The sequence below is a fragment of the Vreelandella lutescens genome (assembly GCF_014640815.1).
In the GTDB taxonomy this organism is placed as follows: domain Bacteria; phylum Pseudomonadota; class Gammaproteobacteria; order Pseudomonadales; family Halomonadaceae; genus Vreelandella; species Vreelandella lutescens.
On record NZ_BMHM01000001.1, the window covers coordinates 1 to 23,372 of the forward strand.

Consider the following 23,372-nt stretch of genomic DNA (forward strand, 5'->3'; position numbering starts at 1 on the left):
AGGCTTGACCCTATAACACCCAAGGGGTCTGGTCGCAGTAATAACGACGAGTGTGAACGCACTCAGAGAACCGGATACGCAGCAGCAAGCCCAGGCGCTTGCTGACAAGAGACGATCACACAACACGTCACACGATTCAGCATGATGTACATGACAAGTTACGCCTGACGACCATAGCACGCGTGAACCACCTGATCCCTTGCCGAACTCAGAAGTGAAACCGCTTAGCGCCGATGGTAGTGTGGGGTCTCCCCATGCGAGAGTAGGTCATCGTCAGGCACTTATACTGCAAAGAACCCAGCCAATAGGCTGGGTTTTTTGTTGCTCCCAAGAAAAGTGCGTCATTCCCCAAGCCCCGTGCACAGCGTGCTCGGGGCTTTTTGCGTTCTCTAATTTATACAGCGATATGCACAAAGCTTCCTTGAAACAAGCGTTTTAAGAAATTAAATAACAAGGAGTTACTAGGCTGTGGTGGCGGTAGACGTGGCGAGCAACTAGTATGGATGAGTACCTATTATTGAAGCACCATCTCAGGAGGAGAGGCGATATGAGTACCCCGTTGATGAAGAAGCTTGCAGTAGCACTACTAATGGCCATGATGATGGGCGGTTTAGCGGCCTGCGATAATCAAGGCCCTGCTGAAGAGGCAGGTGAAAACATTGATGAGAGCATGGAAAATGCAGGCGAGAGCTTAGAAGAGATGGGCGAGAATATTGAAGAGGCTGCAGAGGATTAAACGAACCGGATCCTTGTTGTTGATGCCGTGTGACAATAGAGTATCGATACAAAAACAGCCGCTAAGAAGCGGCTGTTTTGCATTTTAAGGGGCTTATTTATGCGCCTGGGTTTTGCTCAATGCCTTGTAGGTACCAGGGTGCTTGGTCGCGCATGCTGCGGGTCAGGTGCCACGTTTCGTTGAACTCCGTTTGCTCACCGTTCTCGTCCAACACGCCGTGGAAAATCACGGTAGCTTCAGCATGGCCATCATACTCGTTAATATCACCTAGTTCGGCGAACAGTTTCACAACCTCAGTCTGGTTATTAGCAGGCTGCTCGGTACGCTCTTGGCGCAGAAGGTTATAGAGTTCAGGGGTCACATACTCCTGAATTTGGCTGAAATCGTTATTATCCCAAGCGCGTTGGAGCGTCATAAAATGCTCTTTCGCACCGCCGAGGAAGCGCTCTTTATCAAACCAATCTGGTGTGCTCTGCAAACCGCTCGCAAGGCTCCCAGGCGCTGCTGTGAAGTTGCTAGTCGGTGTATGCTGCGTCTCTTGACGTTCACGCTGATAGCCTGCTGCAGTAGTAGCCGACGCCGGGCGGCGCTGTCGCATAAACGCACGGAAAGCGAAGATAGCCAGCGCAGCTACACCGACCATCACTAGCAGATCCATAATGCGCAGCTCATCAAACGCGCCGCCGAAGAAGAGCGCTGCCAGTAAACCACCGGCGAGCAGGCCTCCCATCATTCCACCCATGCCACCACGGCGAGCAGCAGTAGCTGCGCCTGCGCCCTGTTGTTGGGTGCCTTGTGCCTGCTGTTGTGCGGGCGTGCTGGCCGGGCGGTCTGCTGAGCGTGAGACGCTGCCCATATTGCTACCACCGCCTAGCCGACGGGCTTCCGCGTGTTCTATCGCAGCGCTAAAGCCCATAACGCTAACTAGCAGCATGACAAAAAATTGCCTTAACATGTTGATTCTCCAATGAGATGGCAGGGATGTTTCACACTTCTGCAAGAAGTGCATAGAAAGTAGTCGGGCATCAGTTTACCGTGTAACGCCTTGGGTGGGTTATGGTGGTAGTCACTATAAAGACAAAAATAGGAGCAAAAAGTGCGTTTACATCAGGCTCAAAGCGTATTGCTGATGATCGACTTTCAAGCCGGTTTGCTACCCGTCATTGAAGGTGGTGAAGCGGCTATAAAAGAGGCCGCTTGGCTGGCTGGTATTGCCAGTGAGTTGCAGGTGCCGATATGGCTGACCGAGCAGTATCCCGAACGGCTAGGCGGTACTGCGCCAGCGCTGTTGGATGGCTTAGGACAACACGAGGTGTGGCAGAAGCTGCATTTTAGTGCGACAGAAGAAGCACCATTTACGCAGGCGCTCGCCGCGCTTGAACGTAAACAGGTGGTGGTGTGTGGTACTGAAGCGCACATCTGCGTGCTGCAGAGCGCGCTTGGGCTCTTGGAAGCGGGGTACGAGGTGTTTTGGCTAAGTGAAGCCACCGCCAGCCGCCGCCCAGAAGAAGCGCGTCTTGCGCGAGAGCGTGCTTGTGCCAATGGCGCGGTGGCGGTGACGGCGGATATGGTGGCCTATGAATGGCTCTACCGCTGCGACACGGCCACCTTTAAAGAGGTGCATCAGCGCTTTTTAAAGCCGCGCTCTGCTCAGGCGGTCACGTTCTACTGATATTAGCGATCCGTTTCACGGCGTGTGAAGACCAGCGTATCGCCTTCTGAGGCGGCGGCATCAAAACGGTAGCCGGCGACGTCGAAGCTTGTGAGCGCTTCGGGGTTGTTGATTTGTTGCTGGATAATCCAGGCGCTCATTAATCCGCGCGCTTTTTTAGCGTAGAAGCTGATGATCTTGAACGTGCCGTTCTTCTCATCTTTGAAGACCGGCGTGATGACGCGTGCGTCCAGCTTTTTCACATCTACAGCTTTGAAGTACTCGTTAGACGCCAGGTTGACCAACACTTTCGAGCCGCTCTCCGCGAGAGCGCTGTTCAGTGCCTTCGTGAGCGTAGGCTTCCAGTAAGCGTAAAGGTCTTTGCCTGCTTCGTTTGGCAGTTTAGTACCCATCTCCAGCCGGTATGCCTGGATCAGATCCAGCGGACGCAGCAAGCCATAAAGGCCTGACAAAATACGTAAATGCTGCTGGGCGAACTGGTTATCCGCTTCGCTAAAGGTTTCCGCTTCAAGCCCGGTATACACATCCCCCTGAAAGGCCTGAACCGCAGGCTTGGCGTTTTCAAGCGAGAAGGGTGGCTGCCAGTCGGCAAAGCGGGCGGCATTCAGCCCTGCCAGCTTATCGCTAATACCCATAAGCTCGCTCAGCTGTTGTGGCGAGTAACCGCGCAAGATATCAATCAACGGCTGGCTATGGTTGAGAAAATCGGGCTGGGTAACATGATTGGTCGTGGAGGGCGTTTCAAAATCTAGCGTTTTGGCAGGGGAAATAACGCTCAGCATGACGTGCTCCTAGGGCCGTGACAAAAAAGAATTGTCGATGAGGCGATTATATCAAGCCTCGGCAATGGCCGAGGCTATCGGTGTAATAGGAGCCGTTAAGGGCAAGGATTGGGCATACGGCGATGGATATCGTCGATAGCGGTTAACACCTCTTCATCCAGCTTCAGGCTCTCGCTGGCAAGGTTACTTTCCAACTGATCCATGGTCGTGGCACCAATGATGTTACTGGTGAGGAAGCTGCGTGAGTTAACAAACGCCAGCGCCATCTGCGCCGGATCAAGCCCGTGCTCTTTGGCCACATTAACGTACGCCTGGGTCGCTGCTTCTGCCTCTGGTGAGGTGTAGCGCTTAAAGCGCTCATAGAGCGTCAAGCGGCCTTTGGGCGGTTGGGCACCATTGAGGTACTTGCCGGATAGCACGCCAAACCCTAGCGGTGAGTAGGCCAGCAGACCCACATCTTCACGGTGGGCGATCTCTGCCAAGCCCACCTCAAACGAACGGTTCAGTAGGTTATACGGGTTTTGGATAGAGGCGACGCGTGGCAAGCCCAACTGATCAGAGAGCTGCAGCATGCGCATTACGCCCCAAGGCGTGTCGTTTGAAAGGCCCACGGCGCGAATCTTGCCCGCATCCACCAGCTCTTTAAGCGCGGAGAGCGTCTCTTCAAGCGGTGTGGCGTCTTCTTGCTCTGAGTGGGTATAGCCCAGCTTGCCAAAAAAGTTGGTGTTACGGTCAGGCCAGTGCAGCTGATAAAGATCGACATAATCAGTTTTCAGACGCTCCAGGCTGGTATCAATGGCCTGATGAAGGTGCTCACGGCTCATCTTAGGGCCGCCACGAATATGATCTAATCCTGGCCCTGCCGCTTTGGTGGCGATGATGACATCGTCACGAGCGCCACGCTCTTTTAGCCAACTGCCGATATAAGTTTCTGTTAATCCTTGCGTTTCCGCTTTTGGCGGTACCGGATACATCTCGGCTGTATCGATAAAGTTAATACCGAACGCCACAGCTCGGTCGAGCTGTTCGTGGGCTTCGGCCTCGCTGTTTTGCTCGCCGAAGGTCATCGTGCCTAAACAGAGCCGACTAACCTCCATTCCGGTTCTACCCAGTGGGCGCGTTTGCATGATTGTGTCCTCGCTAAGGCAAAATGATGACTGTCACAGGGGTGTTTAACACCGCCAATGACCGTATGTGGAAGGCATGTTAGCGAGGGTCTACAAAAGCAGCAAATCAATAGGGTTGAGTCGGGGCGAAGGCAGGCGTATGCTTGCCAGCCCATCGACCGGCCAAGTGCCGGTTTATCGTATGGTTAGCCGTCGCTGTAGGTGAGATGGTTAGCCGAAGGTCTCAACAGATAGGCAGGGTGGTTTGCCATGCCGCAGGCATCATCGTTGTTTACCCGGTTGGAATTTCGTCTAGCCGAGCAGCTGTTTCACACGCGTTGGTTACTACCGCGCTCACCGCGTACGCAGCGTCTTACTATGCGTCTGTTTAAACGGTGTGCAGAAGCGGGGCACCCTGATGCGCAATCTATTTATGGGCATATGCTGTTTCATCGCAGCTTATCTCCTCAGGATAAAGCTCGTGGTGCACGCTATGTGCTGGAAGCCGCCCAGGCGGGCGATGTAAAGTCGCAGTATCAGGTCGCGCAAATTCATGAGCACGGCTGCGTTCAGTACCCGCGCCGTGAAGACTATGCGGTGACTTGGTACGCTCGTGCCGCGCAGGCAGGGCACTATTTAGCTGCCGAGCGCTTAGTCCGCGCCTATCGCTTAGGTGAATTGGGCCTAGCGGTAGACAATGAACAGGCCGACTACTGGCAGCGTGTGGCAGAGCGACAGCCAGTGGTAGAAATGGCCGCCGCCTAATGCGTACGCCAGGTTGCGATTCGTAAAAGAGGAAGTCAGTGTCCGAGACGCTACCCACAGTGCTAGATATTGAAGCGTCCGGATTCGGGCGCGGCAGCTACCCGATTGAAGTGGGCATCGCCCGTGCCGACGGTAGCTGCTGTGCGTTTCTTATTCAGCCGTTAGAGGAGTGGGTCCACTGGGATCCAAAAGCAGAGCTTCTGCACGGAATCTCCCGTGATCGGCTGATAAAAGAGGGCTATCCGGTGCGGCAAGTCGCACAGTGGCTCAATGATGAATTACGGGAGCTGGGTAAGGCTTATAGCGATAGCTGGGGATACGATAATACTTGGCTCTCGTTACTGTTTCACCACGCCGGTATGCTGCCACGCTTTCGTCTGGAGGCATTGCGCATCCTTCTTAGTGAAGAGCAGCAGGCGCTTTGGAGCGATACCAAAGAGGCCATGGTGGCCGAGCGTGGCATCCACCGCCATCGTGCCGGGGAAGATGCCCGCTTGCTTCAGCTTACCTATCAGCGCACTCGCACGCTGACCGCCAAAATCTGATACGTATACATCAGTCTGAGCATTAACCCAGTTGGGCTTCCAGTGCATCTAACAAAAGCACTGGCGTCGAGGCGTCGAGCAGCATATCGCGTGTTGTTTGGGCAAGAAAGCCGTGGTTAACAGTGCTGTCTAAAAACGCCAGCAGCGGGGCGTAAAAACCATCGGTATCCAGTAATCCCATCGGCTTGTTATGCAATCCTAAGTAGCCCCAGGTCCAGATCTCAAACAGCTCTTCAAAAGTGCCAATGCCGCCGGGCAGGGCAATAAAGGCGTCGGCATTCGCTGCCATGGTGGCTTTACGTTCATGCATATTGGGCACGCGAATCAGCTCTGTTAAGCCAAAATGTGCTTGTTCACGCTCTACCAAGTGGACGGGCATAACGCCGATCACGTGACCGCCTGCAGCAAGTGTCGCATTGGCCAGCTCACCCATGAGCCCGATGCGCGCGCCCCCGTATACCAAGGTATGGCCTCGCTGCCCAAGGGTAGTGCCAAGCGTATGGGCGGCTTGGCGAAATGCTGGGCTGTTGCCTTCACGAGAACCGAGGTAAACACAAATACGTGACATGGTGGGGCGTCCTTATCGCAGAAGAGTAAGAGGTCAGCGAGTGGCTGAGCGGGGCCATTTAGCCCAGGCAGCGCTGTACGTCGTAGTGTTCGTCCATCCACTGTCCAATCACATTGTTACCGCACAGATGGTGGGCGTACTGAGTATGTAGGCAGCGCACCTGTTGCCAGTTACTGATGCCACCAACACCGCGTTCAGTGAGCACATCGGTATAGCCTAACCGTGCCACTTCTTCGCGCTGGGCATCGCTCATAAAGCGCCAGCGGGCAGCGACATAGTCGTGGTGGCTCTGCTGGTAAGCGGCGAGAAAATCAGGCTCTTCTTGCAAGCGCTGTTCCAGCGACTTGATGACGCCCACGGCTTCAATGCGGGAAATTTCGACTTTCAGCAGGTCAGAGCAGAGCCAGTAGAGCGTAGGAAAAGGCTTGCCATCCACAATGGGGGCCATGCGTAACACTAACGGCGTGCCGTTAGCATCTGTGGCTGCAACGGCTTCAATACCGCGAGGTGCTCGCCCGAGCTGTTGGGTGATAATCGCCAGTTGGCGTTCGTCGGGTGCTTGGTCGGTACGAATTACCATTGCGTAGAAGTCTCACTTTCGGTCGTCTTGAACAAATTTAGTCGAGCGGCCAACGGCCCGGAAGAAGCAGCGGTTGAGCTGCTCAGGAGACGCTACGTAGCGCCATTTCTCCTCGCAGTACTCGGCCGCGCGGGCCATCAGCACGTCGTAAAGTCGATTGAACGGGGCATCATAATCGTAGGGGTCTGCGCCGAACAAGCGGATATGAGGGTAATCGGCGAAGCGCTCAATAAAGTAGCGCTCAAGGTCAGCTTCCACGGCGCGGTGCTGCGCCGTGTTGTCAGGATCAATCCAGAGATTATAGCGGATAGCCATGGGTGCTCCTGGAATGCCCCGCTAGGCGGGGAAATATTAAGCCGGGGCGTTTGCGGTGTCCAAATGCGCTTCAAGCGCATCGCGTAGCGCGCCTTCAATAGGCACGGCTCGCTTTTCTTGATGGTCGTACTGCACCATCACCGTATGCCCTAGGTTGGTTAGCGTACCATGCTGCCGCGCTTCTTGGGTGACCGTAAACGAGCTGTTGCCTAGGCGCGTTAAATAGGTACGGATTTCGATATCGTGGCCGTAAAACAGTTCAGCGCGGTAATCCACTTCCATGCGCGCCATGATCAAGCGCCACTGTTTGGGGTTAAGGTCGGGCGTGAAGAGTTTGAACAGGTCGTTACGCGCCAGCTCAAACCATGCCGGTAGGCGAGTATTGTTAATATGGCCTAATGCATCGGTATCGTAAAAAGCAGGCTCAATGGTGCGAGTGAACATGGCGCTCTCCTTATTATTGGCGGTTAACGGTATGAGACCTGCTTCAGAATTAACCCAAGCGAGCGCTTGGTCAAGCGTTACGGCGCTGATACCAAGCGGTTAGCTGCATCCAGCCCAGTAGCCACAGGGTGGCGGCGAGAAAGCCCGCTAGCGTTCCCCATAGAAGCCCTAGCGTGCTGTAGGTATACGAAACGCACAGGGTGTAGCTCAATAGCGAACCAAGGCCCATAGGGTAATGCTTAATGACCGTTGCCACGGGGGCATGACCATGGCTGAAATGCAGAATGAGCAAAAACGGCAGCATGGTGACAGGGAACGCGGCCAGCGTGCCTGCCCACTCAGGGGGCAGCCAGTGGGCAATACGGGTAATGGCAAAAATAATCACCGTGGCAAGCCCAGCGCGTGCCGCGAGCGCTGGCCATGAAAAGGCGCGACTCGCCGTGCTTTTGACATCGGGGATACGCCGGAACAGCCAGCTAAACACCACAATCGCGCACAGGGTAACCAGCGTGCCGCTAAGGCGAGTAAAGTTGAACTGTGCTAGCAGGGTGCTGACCGCCAGCCACGCGGCAAAACCGCCTAGCACGCCGCTCACGATGCCTTTAACGCCAGGCTGTCGGCCGGTCAGTAAATAACCTGCCCCTAGCGCCATGGTGGCGGTAAACCCGGCCAGCGTGTGCACCGCGCTTTGAGTGGCAAAGGTGGGCGATATCTCTAAACCGATGAAAAACAGCGCCAGCGCAGTACCCAAGGGGTAGCCTGACAAAAGCCCTGCAACGCGAGGGCTTGCGCGGACAGCAATAGTGCCTAAGCCAAGCACCATACTGATAGAGAGGCCAAGCTTTGCCAGTTGCCACGTGAGCGGAACGTCTACCATGAGGCGTTTTCCTTACCTTTATTATGTGGTTACTATCATGATGCTGCCAAAAAAGGCGCTGCTAAAAAGACGCTACTGACAGGCAGCGCAATCAGCCTTTATCACCGTTTAGTCGTTGAGGCATTTTATCGTGACCCCTTCGTCAGACTCAGGCGCCCATGCGCTCTCCCCACCCCCTAAACCCAACGGCTGTGAACTTTGCCAGCGGGAGTCACCGCTGACCAAACATCACCTCATCCCCAGAACGCTGCATAACAAGCCGCGCTATCAAAAGCGCCACAGCCGCGAAGAGCGCTTAACCGCGATTGTGTGGCTCTGCCACCCCTGCCATAAGCATATTCATCGCTTATATAGCGAGCGTGAACTCGCGGACCGGTTTACCACAATAGAGGCGCTGATGGCGGATGCGGACATCCGCGCTTTTGTCGACTGGCTGGCGACGAAGCCGCCTGGCTTCAAGCCGAAATCACCGGTGCGCAAACGGCACTAAATCTCACACTAGTCGCAGCCCTTGCTGGTCACGCCACGCGGCTTCCAGTGCGTCAGCGAGGGGGGCTGCTAAGTGGGCAGGCAAGGCGGCCTGGGCAGCGTCGAGGGAGTCAAACGAGCGGTTACGCAGCCAGCAGTACGCCCAGGCGCACGCCTCTTCATCGCTTTGCGGCGTTGGCCTGGCGGGCATCTGATTCAGCAGGAAGACGGCAGTGCGCGGTGCCCATAGCGGCATCTCGCCCTGCTGGTCCTGGCTCCACTGCTCTAGCGTGGCACCGCTGGGCGTGGCATCGGGCGTGCCGAGCTTCGCCACTCGGGCGGTTTCGGCTAAAATCAGCGCGAGCTGGTCGGCATCGGCTTGCCCTAACGAGCGCCACTGCCGCAACAGCGCCGATAGGCCCGCGCGCATCTTGGTATAAAAGTCATCTTGCGGCATGCTCAGTGTCTACTCCCGTGGAAATAAGTGAGATTTGTCATGGCGTTTGATTTTGCCACGCCCGTTGAGCGGCGCGCCCCAGAAGGACATTACGCCTCTCAAAAATGGCACCGCTATGCGGCGGATGTGCTGCCGTTATGGGTCGCCGATATGGATTTCCAATCGCCGCCTGCGGTGATCGATGCGCTTCAGCGGCGGGTGGCCCACGGCGTTTACGGTTACGGAGAAGTGCCCGCCTCGCTTACCGATGCTCTGTGCCAGTGGAGTGCCCGCCACTATGCGTGGCCCATTGAGCCTGAATGGCAGCAGTGGCTGCCGGGCGTGGTGCCCGCGCTTCACTTTGCTGCCATGGCGTTGACCCAGCCGGGAGAGGGCGTGCTCACCATTGCGCCCATTTATCCGCCGTTTTTGGCCGTAGCCGAGCGCACTGGGCGTTTAGCGCAGCAGGCGATGTTAGCCGAGCCAGCGGCCCCTGGCGAGCCTTGGCAGCTGGATATCGCTGCACTGGAGGCGGCCATTACGCCACAAACGCGGCTACTGCTCTGGTGCCATCCGCATAATCCTACCGGTCGCGTCTGGACGTCCCGCGAGCTAGAACAGCTGGCCGCCACGGTTGAGCGACATGACTTATGGGTGGTTTCCGATGAGCTGCACTGTGATTTGCTGCTGGATGAAGGGGCGCGCCACCAGCCCTTGGCGGCCATGTTTCCTGAGCTAGCCAAACGCACGATCACCCTGTGGGCACCGTCGAAAACCTTCAACTTAGCCGGGCTCACCAGCGCCTGTGCCGTGATTCCCGATGCTACGCTTCGCCAACGCTTTGCCGCCGCCACCAAAGGCTTTCTGCCAGATGGCAACGTGCTGGGCTTAGTTGCCGCTGAGGCCGCTTACCGTGACGGCGAACCTTGGCGTCAGGCGCTGTTAGAGGTGCTGTGCAGCCACCGTAGAGTGTTGGAAGAGCGTGTGGCTACGTGGCCCGGCGTGTCGCTTAGCGCGCCAGAGTCGACCTATTTAGCATGGCTGGATATGCGGGAAGCAGGGCTGGGAGAGTCCCCGGCAAAGACGCTGTTAGAACAGGCGGGCGTTGCGCTATCCGACGGGGCTGCGTTTGGCTGCCCGGGCTTTGTGCGCTTGAACTTTGGAACCACCGCTTCCCAATTGGAAGCGGCGTTGGAACGGCTGGATACGCTGTTAAAAGCGTAAGATAGGCGGTGGTGCTAGTAGAGCAGGGCAAACAGCTTACGGCGGTAGGTGACGGTCAGAGGATGGTCTGCCCCTAGCGCATCGAATACCTGTAGCAGCGTTTTGCGGGCTGCGTCGTCGTTGTAGGCGCGGTCCTGCTTCATTAGCGCCAACAAGGCCTCCAGGCCAGCGTCGTACTGGCTATCGGCCACTTGGCGTAGCGCACGCTGATACTGGGCTTCGCTGTCGGTGCGATCACCCAGCGCGGCAATCTCTTCAACAGAGAGCGCCTGTTCGCTGAATTCGATACTGGCGCGGACGCCGCGAGCAGGCGCGGCATCGCGCTCCTCTGGCGGTAAATTGTCCAGCACGCTGCGCGCATCGTCACCGCGCCCTTCAGCGACCAGCGTTTTGGCTAAGCCAATTTGGTAAGCGTAGTGTTCGGGGTATTGGCCGATCAGCGTTTGATAAATCTCTCGCGCGCCTGCGGCATCGCCGGCGCTCAAGGCTTCTTCCGCCTGCTCTTCAGGGCTAGGCGGCACGTCACCAGGCGCAGGGAAGTAGCGGTTCAACCACTCGCGCACTTCTTTTTCCGGCAGTGCGCCCTGGAAGCTATCTACTAAGCCGCCTTGGCTAATGAGCTTCACGTCTGGCACTGAGCGCACGCCCAACTGCCCGGCGATCTCTGGGTTGGCTTCCACATCCAGCGTTGCCAGCAAGAAGGCACCGGCGTACTCCACCGCCAGTTTCTCAAGCACCGGCATCAGGTTCTTGCACGGCTCACACCAGGGAGCCCAGCAGTCCATCAGCACCGGCACCTGCATAGAGGCTTCCAGTACCTGCTGAATATTACCTGCGTTGAGCTCAATAACGACCTCTTCTCGAGTCACGCTAGGGCGCTCGCCACCGGCTGGCGCGTTACTGCTCGCAGCCGGGTCGGCAGTCATGGGGTTGCCGGTACGGGGATCAATAATGGACATGGGTAAACTCTGCATCGCATAAAAAAGGTTACTCCATGATATGCAGGCAACCCCGCAGGGATTCAAGGAACGTGTGGGAAATAAAGCACCGAGCCTGACGAACGCCCACAAAAAAGCCGATTCCCTAAAGAATCGGCTTTTTCTATGTTTGGTGGCGGGGACCGGACTTGAGTCGATGACCTTCCTGGGGTGATAAAGAGCTGAGCCCGACGAGCTGCTTCCCCCAGCACTGCCTATCATATATGCACAAAAAAACCGATTCCCTAAAGAATCGGCTTTTTCTATGTTTGGTAGCGGGGACCGGATTTGAGCCGATGACCTTCCTGGGGTGATGAAGAGCTGAGCCCGACGAGCTGCTTCCCCCCAGCACTGCCTACTGTATACGCACAAAAAAGCCGATTCTCTAAAGAATCGGCTTTTTCTATGTTTGGTAGCGGGGACCGGATTTGAACCGATGACCTTCGGGTTATGAGCCCGACGAGCTACCAGACTGCTCCACCCCGCATCAACGTGAGGCGTATTCTACGTATTTTTGACGCTAAGTCAACCCTTAATATAAAACGCTTCCTTGCTGGTAGTCATCTTCATCGTGCTGCAACATTGAGAGAGTAAAGCTATGCTTCCAATAGGCATAACAAAAAGCGTACTGTCGGTGTGTCGCCCAATAAAACAAGCGGCGTGCTGTGAGTGAAAGAAGCGTGAAAGCGCTTATTCAGAATGGCTTGCGACGCCATAACAGTGCTTAAAGTCCAAGCCATTTGTCATATCAGGGAGGTAGTCAATGGCCAATCAAGCCCCCGTCGCCTGGGTAACTGGTGGAACTGGTGGAATCGGAACGGCAATTTGCCGTTCGTTGGCGGATGCGGGTTATTTGGTAGTGGCGGGGTATCACAACCCTGACAAAGCCAAAACCTGGCTGGAAACCCAGCAAGCCGACGGCTACGACAACATCGCACTATCGGGTGTTGATCTGTCCGACCATAACGCCTGTATCGAAGGTGCCCGCGAGATCCATGAAAAACATGGGCCGATCAGCGTGCTGGTGAATTGTGCAGGCATCACCCGCGACGGCACCATGAAAAAGATGTCGTACGAGCAGTGGTATCAAGTCATTGATACTAACCTGAACAGCGTTTTCAATACGTGCCGCAGCGTGATTGAAATGATGCTGGAGGGTGGCTACGGACGCATCATCAATATTTCATCCATCAACGGTCGTAAAGGTCAGTTTGGCCAAGTGAACTATGCGGCGGCTAAAGCGGGCATGCACGGGTTAACCATGTCGCTGGCGCAGGAAACGGCCACGAAAGGCATTACCGTTAATACCGTCTCGCCTGGTTATATTGCCACCGATATGATTATGAAAATTCCGGAGCAGGTGCGCGAAGCGATTCGTGAAACGATTCCGGTCAAACGCTACGGTACGCCAGAAGAGATTGGCCGTTTGGTTACCTTCTTGGCCGACAAAGAGTCTGGCTTTATTACGGGTGCCAATATCGACATTAACGGCGGCCAATTTATGGGCTAAGCCTTTTGGGCAGAATACGCGATCTTTTCACAAGAAAGAGAGCGAAAACGGGAGGCGATATGCCTCCCGTTTGCGATTTGGCGGTTGCGATGCTCCGCCAGTGCGTTAGCGGCTAGGGTTGGGGTGGTCGCGCTAAGCGGCCTAGCAGATTGTCTAGCTCGTTAACTTCCTGCTGCCATAAACGGTAGGGCATTGGCCCCAGCGCCAACAGTGCCACCAGTACCTCATCCAGCTCATCGGTTTTGCTGCGCTCAGTATGCAGGCCACTGTTTAAACGCTCGACTTGTATGGCAAGCCGGAGTGGCTCGTCACGCTGCTTAACGCTGCCTAGTGCTAGTAGAGAGAGGTGAACCCTTAGGCGTGCCAGCTGCTCTTCTAAGGCACGTTGTTGCTCATCAAGAAGAGGCAGGGTAGCCGACAGGCGCGCATGATTGCGTTGCTGGTGCGCCTCATTAAATGCCGTAGACAGATGCGTAGTTATCTCGTTAGGGATCTCTACCTCCTGTATGCCTTCGCCATTAAGCGCCCGCTGGTCAGCCTCTAAATGTGCATTGACGAGCGGTAATAACGCATGCCACTGCTGCACTTTACTCACAATGTCCAGACGGCTTAAGCGTTCACGCTTGGCGCGAACAATGCCGCTAAGACGGCGCTGCATGCCTTCGCTACGGCGGTTGCGGGGCAGCGGCTCTAGCTGGTTGATGCTGGCAAGGTAGGTCTCCAACTGCGCTGATTCATGGGCGTGAGACGGTTGCCAGCCTTCCATTTCATCGATGATTGTCTGCAGCTGTTCAAGGGTCTGTTGCTGACGTGTCGCTTGCTCATGTTTTTGAGCATCACGCTGGGCAAACAGCTGATCACAGGCGCTACGGAAGCTTTTCCACAGTGCCTGCTCCTCCCCTTTGGGGGCTCGGCCTAGCGAGCGCCACTCCTGCTGTAGCTGCTTGGTACGCGTAATACGTGCGGCCAGCGGCTGCTCAGTATCGCTTTGCAGTGCCTGAACCTGCTCTATCAGGGCGCGTTTGTGCGCGGCGATTTGCTCCGCGCGCTGGTCGATGAGCGCCTGCAGCCGATGACGAATAGCGCCAAAGCGGCGGCCGATGGCTTCAGAGTGCTCTCTAGGTACCGGCGAGTAATGGCGCCACTGGTGGCGAGCCTTGTCACGAATTTCCCGCAGTACATCCGGGTCGGCGTCTTCTGCGGGCTGAGAAAGCAGCGTTTCCAGCTGTTCGCAGAGCGCTTCGCGGCCATGCAGGTTGGCTTCCCGTTCTTGGTCTAGCTGCGCGCGCCAGGGAGCAAGGCGTTCATGAATCCGGTCAGACGCCGCGCGAAAACGGGCGGACTGCTCTCGGTTAGCCGCCGCATCGCCTAGCGCTTTCCACTCTTTCACCAGCTGACGATGGTGGCGGTCCAGCGCTGACTCCGCCATATGCTGATCGTCGGCCAAGGCGTCGATGCTGGCGCAGAGCTGTTCACGTTTAGGGCCCGCTACAAAGCCGCGCCAGTCGCGCAGCTCAGCAAGCCGTGCACCTAGATGCTTTAAGCGGCTTTTTAACGGCTTTGCATCGTTGCCAGTCAGAGCCTCAATCGAGGGCTTTAATCGCTGGTGCAGGCGGCTGGCGCTTTTAAACGCGCCGCGTTCCAGTAGGTGTTCAAAGTTGTCCAGCTCAGCCGTCATAGCGTTCAGCGAAAGCCCAGACGGCGGTGGGGCTGTCTGCTGCGCGGCAAGCTGCTTCTGTGCTTGGACAAGTAAGGCCGGGGGGCTCAGAGTGGCTGGCCATTGGCATGTTGCGACGTGCTCTGCCAGCTCATCGTGAGCGTTGTTCACTAACGCGTGTTCTACCGCAGGGCTCACTGCTTGCCAGCGCTGCCAGGCCTCCATGCTTTGCTCGTACTGTTTTAGCGCCTGGCTATAGCGTTTCTGGGTAGTCTCGTTAGGCGGATGAAGATCCGACAGTGACTGCCAGCGCTGGCCCAGTAGCTGGCGCTGAGCGCGCAGGCTATCAATATCTTGAGCGGTGAGCTCGCTGGCGTGGGTCAGTCCTTCTAGGGTCTCTTCTAACCCTTCCAGAAGCTGGTCGCGGGTATTTTCTGCCTCTGCGCGACGGGCAAGGCTCTGCTGGCGCGCCTGCTCTTGAGTTTCGTGGTCGTGGAGCGTTTTTCGGCAGCTCAGCACGGCTTGGTGGAAGCGCTGCTCCTGGCTGACGCTAGGCGGGTGGCTCAGCTGTTGCCACTCGCGCTCTAAGTGGCGGAAGCGTCCGCCGTAAAGCGGCTCCCAAGGAGCTCTGGCATGCTGCTCTAGCTGGGCCAGCAGATGCTCACGCTGGGCCTGTTGATCTGTTAGCCACTGGGCATCGTTACGCAGCTGCGTAAGCTTCTCTTTAGCGAAGCGAACGACCTGGCGGTCACGACGTGCTTCTCGCAGCAGTCGCTTTAGCTGCTCTTCATCGTTCACTCGCTCTGCCGCTTGATGACGCACCGCCGCGACGCTGTTATGACATGCCTGTTGAACGAGGTCTTCCTCATCCGTCAGGCGCTCTAAAGCAACGAGCCGCAGACCTAGGTTGTCACCCTGCATAGCAATAGCGTTGAGCAGGCGCTGATCGGTGAGTGTCGACGCACACGCTTGGCGCTGCTGCAAATCCACATGGCCTTCTACTCCCGTGATGCGTTGGCAAAGCGCGTTGAACCACGCTTCGTCCTGAGCGTGCTGGGGATAGGCGGCGAGCAGGCCGTTGAGGTCGTCAAGGGCGAGGAGGGCGGCTAATTGAATGCCACTGTCGCTATCGTTAGCGAGGGCCATTAAGGCCTCACGCTGCTCTGTTTGTTGCGGGTCAAGCTGCTGAAGTGCCTTGCGGCGCACCTCGGGATCGGGGTGTTGCCACCGAGGAGCGAACAGGCGTCGTAACAGTCCGTGCATGGATCATCCTGCTAAGAGGTGCGTAACGTGAAAAAAATTAGACATCGATGAGCAGGCGGTTGCAGTCCTCGTCGCTGTCGCTTAGCTTTGCCGTAGCGCTGTGAGTTTTCCAGCGAGTCACAACGCAAGGCGCGAGATTGCGCTACTCTTATCTTACCTGAACATGACATGGAGTTCGGCCATGAGCCTCAACGCCAACAGTGCCGACGTAGCCTTCACCTTCAAGGGCGGCATGCTGCCGATGACCGTCATGGAGTTGACGAGCGCTGACCCGGAGCGTATCCGGCGGCAGCTTGCTGGCAAACTGTCGCAATCTCCCGCGTTCTTTCAGCATACACCCGTTGTGCTTAGCGTGGAAAAACTCGATGAGCCACATCTTGCCTTAGAGCGAATTTGTGCGGTTTGTCGCGACCATAAGCTGTTGCCCGTGGCCGTGCGCGGCGGTGCAGAGCCTATTCGTCAGTCGGCATGGGCGTTAGGGCTTGGTTGGTTCGCACCGGTAGAAGAAGGCCGGGCGCGGGCGCTGGAAAGCGTGGCCCCGTTCGTCGAACCAGAAGAGGACGTTAATGCGTCGGCTGTCTCAGACGTTGCTGCAACACGGCTTTATCGGGGGACCGTGCGTTCAGGCCAGCAGGTGAGCGCGTCAGAAGGCGACTTGATTGTCATTGGCGCGGTGAACGCAGGGGCTGAAGTGCTTGCGGCAGGCAGCATTCATGTTTACGGGGCGCTGCGTGGGCGCGCGCTCGCGGGTATTCATGGCAATACCAACGCGGGGATTTACTGCCGCGAATTAGAAGCCGAACTTCTTTCTGTCGCGGGTAACTATAAGCGTCTGGAAGATATCGACTCGCAGCTTTTAGGGCGAGCTGCAGAGGTTCATTTTATCAAAGAGCAGTTAGACATTAAGCCGCTGGGATAAGCCACATGACTGAGTAGCAGTTAGTGCTTCATGCCTAGCGACGCCAAGGCTGCGATCCGTTACAGTGTGTTGTTTTGATGACATTGATGTTCCCGTTATGCGGGCAGCGCAACGCGATCGCGCCCGCAATGAACGACTTCAAGAAGGAAGTGACTCTTGGCCAAAATTATAGTTGTGACCTCAGGTAAAGGGGGGGTCGGTAAAACCACCAGCGCGGCGGCGATTTCGACAGGGCTTGCGCTGCGTGGCAAAAAAACGGTGGTGATTGATTTCGACGTAGGTCTGCGCAACCTGGATTTGATTATGGGCTGCGAGCGTAGGGTGGTCTACGACCTCGTTAATGTGATTCAGGGTGAAGCTGGCCTGAATCAAGCGCTGATCCGCGATAAGCGCGTTGAAAACTTGTTTATCTTGCCCGCCTCGCAAACTCGGGACAAAGACGCGCTCACCCAAGAGGGTGTAGAGAAGATCCTGGAGCAGTTGAAAGGTGATTTCGACTACATCCTGTGCGACTCCCCGGCCGGCATTGAGCGCGGCGCGCAGTTGGCCATGTATTACGCCGACGAAGCGATTGTGGTCACCAATCCGGAAGTCTCCTCGGTGCGTGACTCTGACCGCATTCTGGGGCTCTTAGGCTCAAAAACGCAGCGTGCTGAGCAAGGCTTAGAGCCGGTAAAAGAGCATCTGCTGATTACTCGCTATAACCCTGCCCGCGTTACGTCAGGCGATATGCTGACCCTGGACGATATCCGTGAGATTCTGGCGATCGACCTGCTGGGTTTGATCCCTGAATCCGAAGCGGTGTTGCGTGCGTCTAACCAGGGTGTGCCGGTCACTCATGATGGCTCAAGCGATGCGGGCCAAGCCTACACCGATACCGTGTCTCGTTTGCTGGGCGAAGAGATGCCGCTGCGTTTTCATGAAATTCAGCGCAAGGGTTTGCTGAGCAGGATGTTTGGGGGTAGTCGTCGATGAAACTGCTGGAGTTCTTGAAGCGTGAGCGCAAGAAATCCGCCTCGGTGGCCAAAGAACGGTTACAAATCATCGTGGCGCATCAGCGTAGCCAGCGTGGTCAGCCTGACTACATGCCGCTGCTTGAGCGCGAACTGCTCGAAGTGATTCGTCGTTATGTGCATGTGGATGACGACGCCATTCAAATTTCGCTGGATAGCGAAGATAACTGCTCGGTGTTAGAGCTTAACGTGACGCTGCCTAAAAGCTAACCGTTAACAGACGCTGAGAGGGGCGGCGAGAAGCGCCGCGGGTGTGCTAGTCTTGGGCTTTTGTTCCCATCCAGCGAATGATGCCTCGGCGCATGGATGGGCTGTCACGCTCAAGGGAGTTTGCATCCATGGCGCCACCGAATGCCGCCCCTGCCAGTTTTCTCTGGCACGATTATGAGACCTTTGGTGCTGATCCGCGTCGCGATCGGCCCGCTCAGTTTGCTGCATTACGCACCGATGCCGACCTCAATGAAATCGGCGATCCCATCGAGTTTTACTGTAAGCCCGCCGATGATTATCTGCCGCATCCCGCAGCCTGCCTGATCACCGGCATTACCCCTCAAAAAGCACAGCGCCGTGGGCTGCCTGAAGCCGAGTTTGCGCGCCAAGTGCAAAGTGCCATGAGTGAGCCCGGCACCTGCGTGGCAGGTTACAACAGCCTGCGTTTCGATGATGAAGTCTCCCGCCATCTGTTTTACCGCAACCTGCTCGACCCCTATGCCCGCGAGTGGCAAAACGGCAACTCCCGCTGGGACTTAATTGATGTGGTGCGGGCGTTCTATGCGCTGCGCCCAGAGGGCATCGAGTGGCCGCTGCGGGAGGATGGTGCGCCCAGCTTTAAACTGGAACACCTGACCGCTGCCAACGGCATTGCTCATGAAGGGGCTCACGATGCGGTGTCGGATGTGCGCGCTACGATTGCGCTGGCACGGCTTCTAAAAGCGCGTAACCCTAAACTATTTGATTACCTGCTGGGTCTACGCGGTAAGCGTGCCGTGGCGAAGCAGTTAGATTTGCCCAGCGCCAAGCCGCTGCTGCATATTGCTCGCCGCTACCCCGCTAGCCGAGGCTGCAGTGCCTTGGTCATGCCGCTGGCAGAACACCCCACCAACCCTAATGGGGTGATTGTTTATGATTTAAGCGTCGACCCTGGCGATTTGCTGTCGCTTAGTGCCGAGCAAATCCGCGAGCGGGTATTCGTCAGTCAGCAGGATCTCTCTGAAGGAGAGGCGCGCATTCCGCTGAAAGTCATTCATATTAACCGCTGCCCGGTGGTCTTCCCGGCCACGGTGCTGAGAGATGTTGAGGGCGAGCAGAAGGGCGAGTACGGCGCGATTGTTGCGCGCTTAGGTATTGATATCGCTGCGTGCCGAGGCCACTGGAAAACCCTGCGCGAGGCTAGCGGTGTGGCTCAGAAGGTGACCGAGGTGTTTAACGGTGGCTATGAAGAGTCGCCCCAAGACCCGGATTTAATGCTTTATTCTGGCAGCTTTTTCTCTGCAGCGGATCGTCAGCAAATGGAGCGGGCGCTGGCGATGGACCCATGGGATTTAGTCGGCCAGCGCTTCGCCTTCCAAGACCCGCGTTTGGAAGAGATGTTGTTTCGTTTTCGTGCCCGCAGCTATCCCGACACGTTAGAGGGCGAAGAGCGAGAGCAGTGGGAGGCGTTTCGCTGGATGCGAATCAATGACCCGGCGCTATCGGGCTTTACGTTGAAGTCATTCGCACGTGAAATTGAGCGCTACAACCAACAAACGCTGTCGGATCGTGAGCGGCAGATACTGGAAGAGTTGGTGATGTTCGTGGAAGCGATGATGCCGGCTCAGGCATTTGATGCCTGAGCCGGTGAGTGGATTAGCGCCCGTCAAAGGGGGTGAGCGCCTCACGGTAAGTGGCAATGTCGCTGGGCGAGTCGCCGGGGTTGAAGCGAATGTCTAACTGATGGGAAAGCAGAGATGGCCAGAGTGCTTGAAGCTCCTCTGCGCTGACATCCAGCGCCCGCTCAGCGATCTGCGCGCGGCGGTCAAAGCGGACATCATCCAGGGCAGTGGCCTGCCAGTAGCGGTTTGCCATGCCTTGAAGACTAGTGTCCCTCTGGCGAAGACGGTCGTGAACCGCTTGGCGGTGGGCGGCCAGTTCATCATTGCTCAGCGCCCCAAGGCGGGCTTCTGCGGCTTCCATAAAGGCATCCATCCGTTCGGCAATGGTGCCACTATCCACATCCGGTGACTGTACGATTAAACCAATACCGGGTGCTTCCAGTAGCGGCGAGTAGCCTGCATTGACGATATACCCAAGCTGCTCTTCAGTGCGTAGCTGCTGATAGAACGGCGTATCCAGCCACTGGGCCAGCACGCTCAAACGTGCTTGCTCTTCAATGCTGGTGTCGCGGCCTTGCAGATAGCGCAGCACCAGTGACTCTTCGCGGGTGCTGTGAGGATGCAGGATCGCAGGCGCTTCACTCACCTCCAGCGGCTCAAGAGCCGGAATATCGTCACGCGTCAAACGCGGTGTGAGCGTGCCACGGATGAGGTCTGCCTGGTCGCGTGCCTGTTCTGCCGTTAGGTTGCCCACGGCCATCGCATCTATATAGAGCCCGTTTAAGAAACGCTGACGGAAGTTTTCCAGATGCCCTTTCTCAAGTCGCTGACTGGCTTCCAGTAGATCCGTGGTCGACCACTGTGGCGTGAGCAGGGCTTCGCCCAGGGTGCGGCTGGCCTGTCCGGTCAGTGAAGCCTGAGGCGCATTACGCCACTCCCGCTGTAGCTGATAGCGCACGCGCTCAAACGCACCAGAAGAAATATCCGCCTGCTGCAGTTGCTCAAGGGCTTGCTCAATCAGTGGCGTTTGACCGTCGCGCCAGCCTGAGAACGACAGCGTTATGCCACGGGCGTGGGCATAGGCGCTAAACGCTTGCCCAGCAATCCAGGCGGGGTAGAGCGACTCGTTTAAGCTGTCATTGAGCCAGCCTGCCAGCAGGCGAGCTAGTACGGCTTCCTCCGCCGAGTAGCTGGCGCTGGGGTGCTGCAGGCTCACCCGCCACTCAACGCTTGGGGTGTTAAAGCGGCTGTCCTGCATGTGCCACGCCGTGAAAGTAGGAGCCTCAATGAGTGCGGAAGGCTGCTCATCCTGGCCCGCCTGAAGGGTCAAGTCGCTGGCAATAAAGGGGTTGGGCTCGGGGAGCGCCAAGCCACTTAGCGCTTGGCCCGCGGCCGTGGGCGGCTGCTCTTTCCACTGGGTGTTAAACCATGGCGATACGGTGTCGCTCTCGACATCCGGTGCCGAGTAAAAGCGCAGCATGTTGTCGGGCGTTAGCGCGTCTAAATAGTGCTGCTGGCGCTCGCTATCCATACCGTCCATCCGGTACGCGGCGTACTGCACATCTTCAACCGGGTAGCGCGAAAGGCTCATGGCTAGCCGAGTGGCTTCTTGCTGGGGCGCGCCATGCTGCTGAAAACGAAAGGCCTGTTCGCTGAGACTTTGCTGCTCCTCATAGCGCCATTGTGCCAGTCCTGCGTCGCGAATCTGTTCGATAGCGGCAAACAGCGTGGCTTCGATATCGTCCAGGCGCTCGGCACCTGCCGGTGTCAGGCTGATAGACACCGTAAACAGCGCCTCGTTGCCATCGCCGCGTCCGGCACCCGCAGAGAGGCCATCCGCTAGGCCCGCTTCGCGCAGGGCCGCCAGCAGGCTGCCGTCACCTTCATCACCCAGTAGGTGGGAAATGAGCTGAGTAGGCTTGGTGCGATACTCGTCAGTAGGATCGGGAATCGGAAAGTAGAAGCGTAGCTGGCGACGATCCTGCAATGACTGGCGCTCAATGTAGCGAGGCAGCGTATCCGGGTCGATCAGCGGCGCTTCAATGATAGGAACGCTCAGGCCGCGATCAGGGATGTCGGCAAAACGCTCTACCACCAGGGCTTCCAGCTCATCCAGAGGTTGAGGGGCGACCACCGCCAAATTCATCACATTGGCGTCATAATAACGATGATAAAAGTCGATGACGCGCTCACGCAGCGTGGCTTCGCCTTCCGGCGGGTTGGCGAGCGTCTCACGGCTACCGACCGCAAAGCCCGTGGTGGCGTTTTCCGGGTTGAGGAGCTGGTTCAACACATCGTTTTCACGGCGGGACTCATCGCGAATACGCGCCATGTACTCGGAGTGAACGATGTTGCGCTCGCTCTCCAGGTGGTCGGCGTTGAACAGCGGTGAGAGGAAAAACTCGCTAAAGCGGTCCAGCGCGCCGGGTAGCGCTGTAGGCTCGATATCAAAAAAGTAGTTAGTGTCCTGCTGTGCCGTAAAGGCATTATGTGAGCCAGCGTTGTCGGAAATATATTGCTGGTAGGCATCCGATTGCGGATAGGGCTCGGTGCCTAAAAACAGCATGTGCTCCAGGAAGTGCGCTAGCCCCTGCAGGTCGTCTGGATCCTGGGCGCTGCCAACGCGAACGTTCATGGAGGCAGCGGCCTTATCGGCATCAGGGTCGCTGACCAGTAGCGCTTGCAGACCATTATCGAGAGTCACAACGCGATAGTCGCGGTCATCAAACGGGCTGACCGTGGGCGTAGTGACGTCGGCCACGGGGCTCTCTTCCGCCCAGAGACTGGAAGCAGGTGCCCATAGCAAGCTGATGGCTAGGCCGAGAGCGGCTCGCCGCCCCATAGGCCGGGGCGAAATAGCATACGTGGTTCGCAACATTAAAACTCCTGTGACACGGTCCAGCGCAGCATTGGCCCCGTTGGGTGCGCGCAAGAGGGTGACTGAAAGGCGGGATTGTTCACATGCTTTGATACCGGAAAAGCACCCAACAGTTCCAATGGTGCCGGCATCAATAGTGGTGTTAGCGACGCTAAATCAGTGTTGGGGTTGAGCCAGTGTGATAGCGCCTCTGGCGGGATAATCACCGGTAGGCGGTCGGTCAGTGACGACAAGCAGGCGTTAGCGGGCACGCTGATCAGTGCTGTCGAGTCCGTAAAGGCCGTTAATGTCGTGTGGTAACGGCACCACAGCGCGCCCAGTAAGAGCGGTGTACGGTTGACGTGAGTGACAAGAAACGGCTGTTTGCTGCGGGCCTGGGGTTTCCATACATAGAACCCGCTCACCGGAATGACACAGCGGCGTGCGCTAAATGCCTCATGAAACATAGCTCGCTGATTCAGTGTCTCTGCCCGCGCGCAGTGGGGGGCATGGTCAAGCACTTTGAGCCATGGCGGCGTTAGCCCCCAAAAAAGAGGGCGATGTGTGATGTGCCCCTGTTCAAAGCGCAGCGCAGAGACGGGCTGACGTGGCGATAAATTAGGTGATTCGATAAGTGGTTCAGTGCCCATAAGGTTTGGCGCAAGGCGGGCGAGCGATAGGCGCTGCACGTGTAGGCGTCCCGTCATGCCGATCTCCTTAAATGCGCAATGCCTATTAGGCGGGTACAAAATGGCAGAGGGGAAGAGTAATACGTTAAATGTCGCGTTTTAGTGTCGAAAACAGTGTTCGATGTAAGGTATCCTATCGTATACCTTGCTCACGCTAA

The 23,372-nt window shown here is 56.9% G+C and carries 24 protein-coding genes, 1 tRNA gene and 1 rRNA gene; 12 read left to right on the plus strand and 14 right to left on the minus strand.

What is annotated here, in order from left to right; genetic code table 11:
* The first annotated feature begins 163 nt into the window (after positions 1-163).
* Positions 164-279: ribosomal RNA gene (rrf, locus tag IEW65_RS00005) — 5S ribosomal RNA — on the plus strand.
* A 268-nt stretch (positions 280-547) separates the two neighbouring features.
* The gene (locus tag IEW65_RS00010; protein ID WP_188637483.1) at positions 548-736 is read left to right on the plus strand and encodes a hypothetical protein; all 189 of its coding nucleotides are present in this window, start codon (positions 548-550) and stop codon (positions 734-736) included.
* Between the two features lie 97 nt (positions 737-833).
* On the opposite strand, the gene IEW65_RS00015 is transcribed toward IEW65_RS00010, so the two are convergent.
* Positions 834-1,691: a Tim44 domain-containing protein gene (locus IEW65_RS00015; protein WP_188637484.1), complete on the minus strand. Its 858-nt coding sequence runs from the start codon at positions 1,689-1,691 to the stop codon at positions 834-836.
* A gap of 141 nt (positions 1,692-1,832) precedes the next feature.
* On the opposite strand from IEW65_RS00015, the gene IEW65_RS00020 reads away from it, so the two are divergent.
* Positions 1,833-2,408, plus strand: a complete 576-nt coding sequence (locus tag IEW65_RS00020; RefSeq protein WP_188637485.1) for an isochorismatase family protein — start codon at positions 1,833-1,835, stop codon at positions 2,406-2,408.
* Between the two features lie 2 nt (positions 2,409-2,410).
* Here IEW65_RS00020 and yaaA read toward each other — a convergent pair whose 3' ends face one another.
* The gene (gene yaaA, locus IEW65_RS00025) at positions 2,411-3,190 is read right to left on the minus strand and encodes a peroxide stress protein YaaA (protein ID WP_188637486.1); all 780 of its coding nucleotides are present in this window, start codon (positions 3,188-3,190) and stop codon (positions 2,411-2,413) included.
* A gap of 95 nt (positions 3,191-3,285) precedes the next feature.
* Positions 3,286-4,317 carry an NADP(H)-dependent aldo-keto reductase gene (locus IEW65_RS00030; protein ID WP_188637487.1) on the minus strand — a complete coding sequence of 344 codons (1,032 nt, stop codon included), beginning with the start codon at positions 4,315-4,317 and terminating at the stop codon, positions 3,286-3,288.
* Positions 4,318-4,566: 249 nt separating this feature from the next.
* Between IEW65_RS00030 and IEW65_RS00035 the strand changes: the two genes are divergently transcribed.
* Both IEW65_RS00035 and IEW65_RS00040 read left to right on the plus strand, forming a co-directional pair.
* Positions 4,567-5,061, plus strand: a complete 495-nt coding sequence (locus IEW65_RS00035; RefSeq protein WP_188637488.1) for a tetratricopeptide repeat protein — start codon at positions 4,567-4,569, stop codon at positions 5,059-5,061.
* A 38-nt stretch (positions 5,062-5,099) separates the two neighbouring features.
* Positions 5,100-5,606, plus strand: a complete 507-nt coding sequence (locus IEW65_RS00040; protein ID WP_188637489.1) for a hypothetical protein — start codon at positions 5,100-5,102, stop codon at positions 5,604-5,606.
* A 22-nt stretch (positions 5,607-5,628) separates the two neighbouring features.
* Here the strand turns inward: IEW65_RS00040 and IEW65_RS00045 are convergent, their stop codons facing one another.
* The 5 genes from IEW65_RS00045 to IEW65_RS00065 all read right to left on the minus strand — a co-directional run bounded on the left by IEW65_RS00045 (position 5,629) and on the right by IEW65_RS00065 (position 8,390).
* Positions 5,629-6,174 (minus strand): LOG family protein, encoded by a 546-nt coding sequence (locus tag IEW65_RS00045; RefSeq protein ID WP_188637490.1) that lies wholly within the window; start codon positions 6,172-6,174, stop codon positions 5,629-5,631.
* A gap of 58 nt (positions 6,175-6,232) precedes the next feature.
* Positions 6,233-6,754, minus strand: a complete 522-nt coding sequence (locus tag IEW65_RS00050) for a DUF501 domain-containing protein (RefSeq protein ID WP_188637491.1) — start codon at positions 6,752-6,754, stop codon at positions 6,233-6,235.
* A gap of 12 nt (positions 6,755-6,766) precedes the next feature.
* Positions 6,767-7,069 (minus strand): hypothetical protein, encoded by a 303-nt coding sequence (locus tag IEW65_RS00055; RefSeq protein ID WP_188637492.1) that lies wholly within the window; start codon positions 7,067-7,069, stop codon positions 6,767-6,769.
* A gap of 36 nt (positions 7,070-7,105) precedes the next feature.
* A complete protein-coding gene (locus IEW65_RS00060; protein ID WP_188637493.1) occupies positions 7,106-7,513 on the minus strand; it encodes an acyl-CoA thioesterase in 408 nt (135 codons plus the stop codon).
* A 70-nt stretch (positions 7,514-7,583) separates the two neighbouring features.
* Positions 7,584-8,390, minus strand: a complete 807-nt coding sequence (locus tag IEW65_RS00065; protein ID WP_188637494.1) for a hypothetical protein — start codon at positions 8,388-8,390, stop codon at positions 7,584-7,586.
* 130 nt (positions 8,391-8,520) lie between these two features.
* On the opposite strand from IEW65_RS00065, the gene IEW65_RS00070 reads away from it, so the two are divergent.
* Positions 8,521-8,880: a hypothetical protein gene (locus tag IEW65_RS00070; protein ID WP_188637495.1), complete on the plus strand. Its 360-nt coding sequence runs from the start codon at positions 8,521-8,523 to the stop codon at positions 8,878-8,880.
* Between the two features lie 3 nt (positions 8,881-8,883).
* Here IEW65_RS00070 and IEW65_RS00075 read toward each other — a convergent pair whose 3' ends face one another.
* A complete protein-coding gene (locus tag IEW65_RS00075; protein WP_188637496.1) occupies positions 8,884-9,315 on the minus strand; it encodes a hypothetical protein in 432 nt (143 codons plus the stop codon).
* A 39-nt stretch (positions 9,316-9,354) separates the two neighbouring features.
* Here IEW65_RS00075 and IEW65_RS00080 point away from each other — a divergent pair, with 39 nt between their 5' ends.
* On the plus strand, positions 9,355-10,518 hold the full coding sequence (locus IEW65_RS00080; protein ID WP_188637497.1) for a MalY/PatB family protein: 1,164 nt from the start codon (positions 9,355-9,357) through the stop codon (positions 10,516-10,518).
* Between the two features lie 14 nt (positions 10,519-10,532).
* On the opposite strand, the gene IEW65_RS00085 is transcribed toward IEW65_RS00080, so the two are convergent.
* Together IEW65_RS00085 and IEW65_RS00090 are read right to left on the minus strand one after the other, a co-directional pair.
* A complete protein-coding gene (locus IEW65_RS00085; RefSeq protein ID WP_188637498.1) occupies positions 10,533-11,477 on the minus strand; it encodes a tetratricopeptide repeat protein in 945 nt (314 codons plus the stop codon).
* Positions 11,478-11,905: 428 nt separating this feature from the next.
* Positions 11,906-11,982, minus strand: a tRNA-Met gene (locus tag IEW65_RS00090).
* Positions 11,983-12,258: 276 nt separating this feature from the next.
* Here IEW65_RS00090 and phbB point away from each other — a divergent pair.
* Entirely contained in the window at positions 12,259-13,005 is a 747-nt protein-coding gene (phbB, locus tag IEW65_RS00095; RefSeq protein ID WP_188637499.1) for an acetoacetyl-CoA reductase, read from the plus strand.
* A gap of 112 nt (positions 13,006-13,117) precedes the next feature.
* Here phbB and IEW65_RS00100 read toward each other — a convergent pair whose 3' ends face one another.
* The gene (locus IEW65_RS00100; protein ID WP_188637500.1) at positions 13,118-15,925 is read right to left on the minus strand and encodes a DUF349 domain-containing protein; all 2,808 of its coding nucleotides are present in this window, start codon (positions 15,923-15,925) and stop codon (positions 13,118-13,120) included.
* 181 nt (positions 15,926-16,106) lie between these two features.
* Between IEW65_RS00100 and minC the strand changes: the two genes are divergently transcribed.
* The 4 genes from minC (at position 16,107) to sbcB (ending at position 19,689) form a co-directional block, all read left to right on the plus strand.
* Positions 16,107-16,844 carry a septum site-determining protein MinC gene (minC, locus tag IEW65_RS00105; RefSeq protein WP_188637501.1) on the plus strand — a complete coding sequence of 246 codons (738 nt, stop codon included), beginning with the start codon at positions 16,107-16,109 and terminating at the stop codon, positions 16,842-16,844.
* Between the two features lie 156 nt (positions 16,845-17,000).
* A complete protein-coding gene (gene minD, locus IEW65_RS00110; RefSeq protein WP_188637502.1) occupies positions 17,001-17,819 on the plus strand; it encodes a septum site-determining protein MinD in 819 nt (272 codons plus the stop codon).
* The gene (gene minE, locus IEW65_RS00115) at positions 17,816-18,067 is read left to right on the plus strand and encodes a cell division topological specificity factor MinE (protein ID WP_016915987.1); all 252 of its coding nucleotides are present in this window, start codon (positions 17,816-17,818) and stop codon (positions 18,065-18,067) included. The genes minD and minE overlap by 4 nt, the downstream gene beginning before the upstream one ends.
* Positions 18,068-18,195: 128 nt before the next feature.
* Positions 18,196-19,689: an exodeoxyribonuclease I gene (gene sbcB, locus IEW65_RS00120; protein ID WP_188637503.1), complete on the plus strand. Its 1,494-nt coding sequence runs from the start codon at positions 18,196-18,198 to the stop codon at positions 19,687-19,689.
* A 13-nt stretch (positions 19,690-19,702) separates the two neighbouring features.
* On the opposite strand, the gene IEW65_RS00125 is transcribed toward sbcB, so the two are convergent.
* Together IEW65_RS00125 and IEW65_RS00130 are read right to left on the minus strand one after the other, a co-directional pair.
* Entirely contained in the window at positions 19,703-22,546 is a 2,844-nt protein-coding gene (locus IEW65_RS00125) for an insulinase family protein (RefSeq protein ID WP_188637504.1), read from the minus strand.
* Complete coding sequence (locus IEW65_RS00130) at positions 22,546-23,232, minus strand: SOS response-associated peptidase (RefSeq protein ID WP_188637505.1); 687 nt, start codon at positions 23,230-23,232, stop codon at positions 22,546-22,548. The genes IEW65_RS00125 and IEW65_RS00130 overlap by 1 nt, the downstream gene beginning before the upstream one ends.
* Between the last annotated feature and the right edge of the window lie 140 nt (positions 23,233-23,372).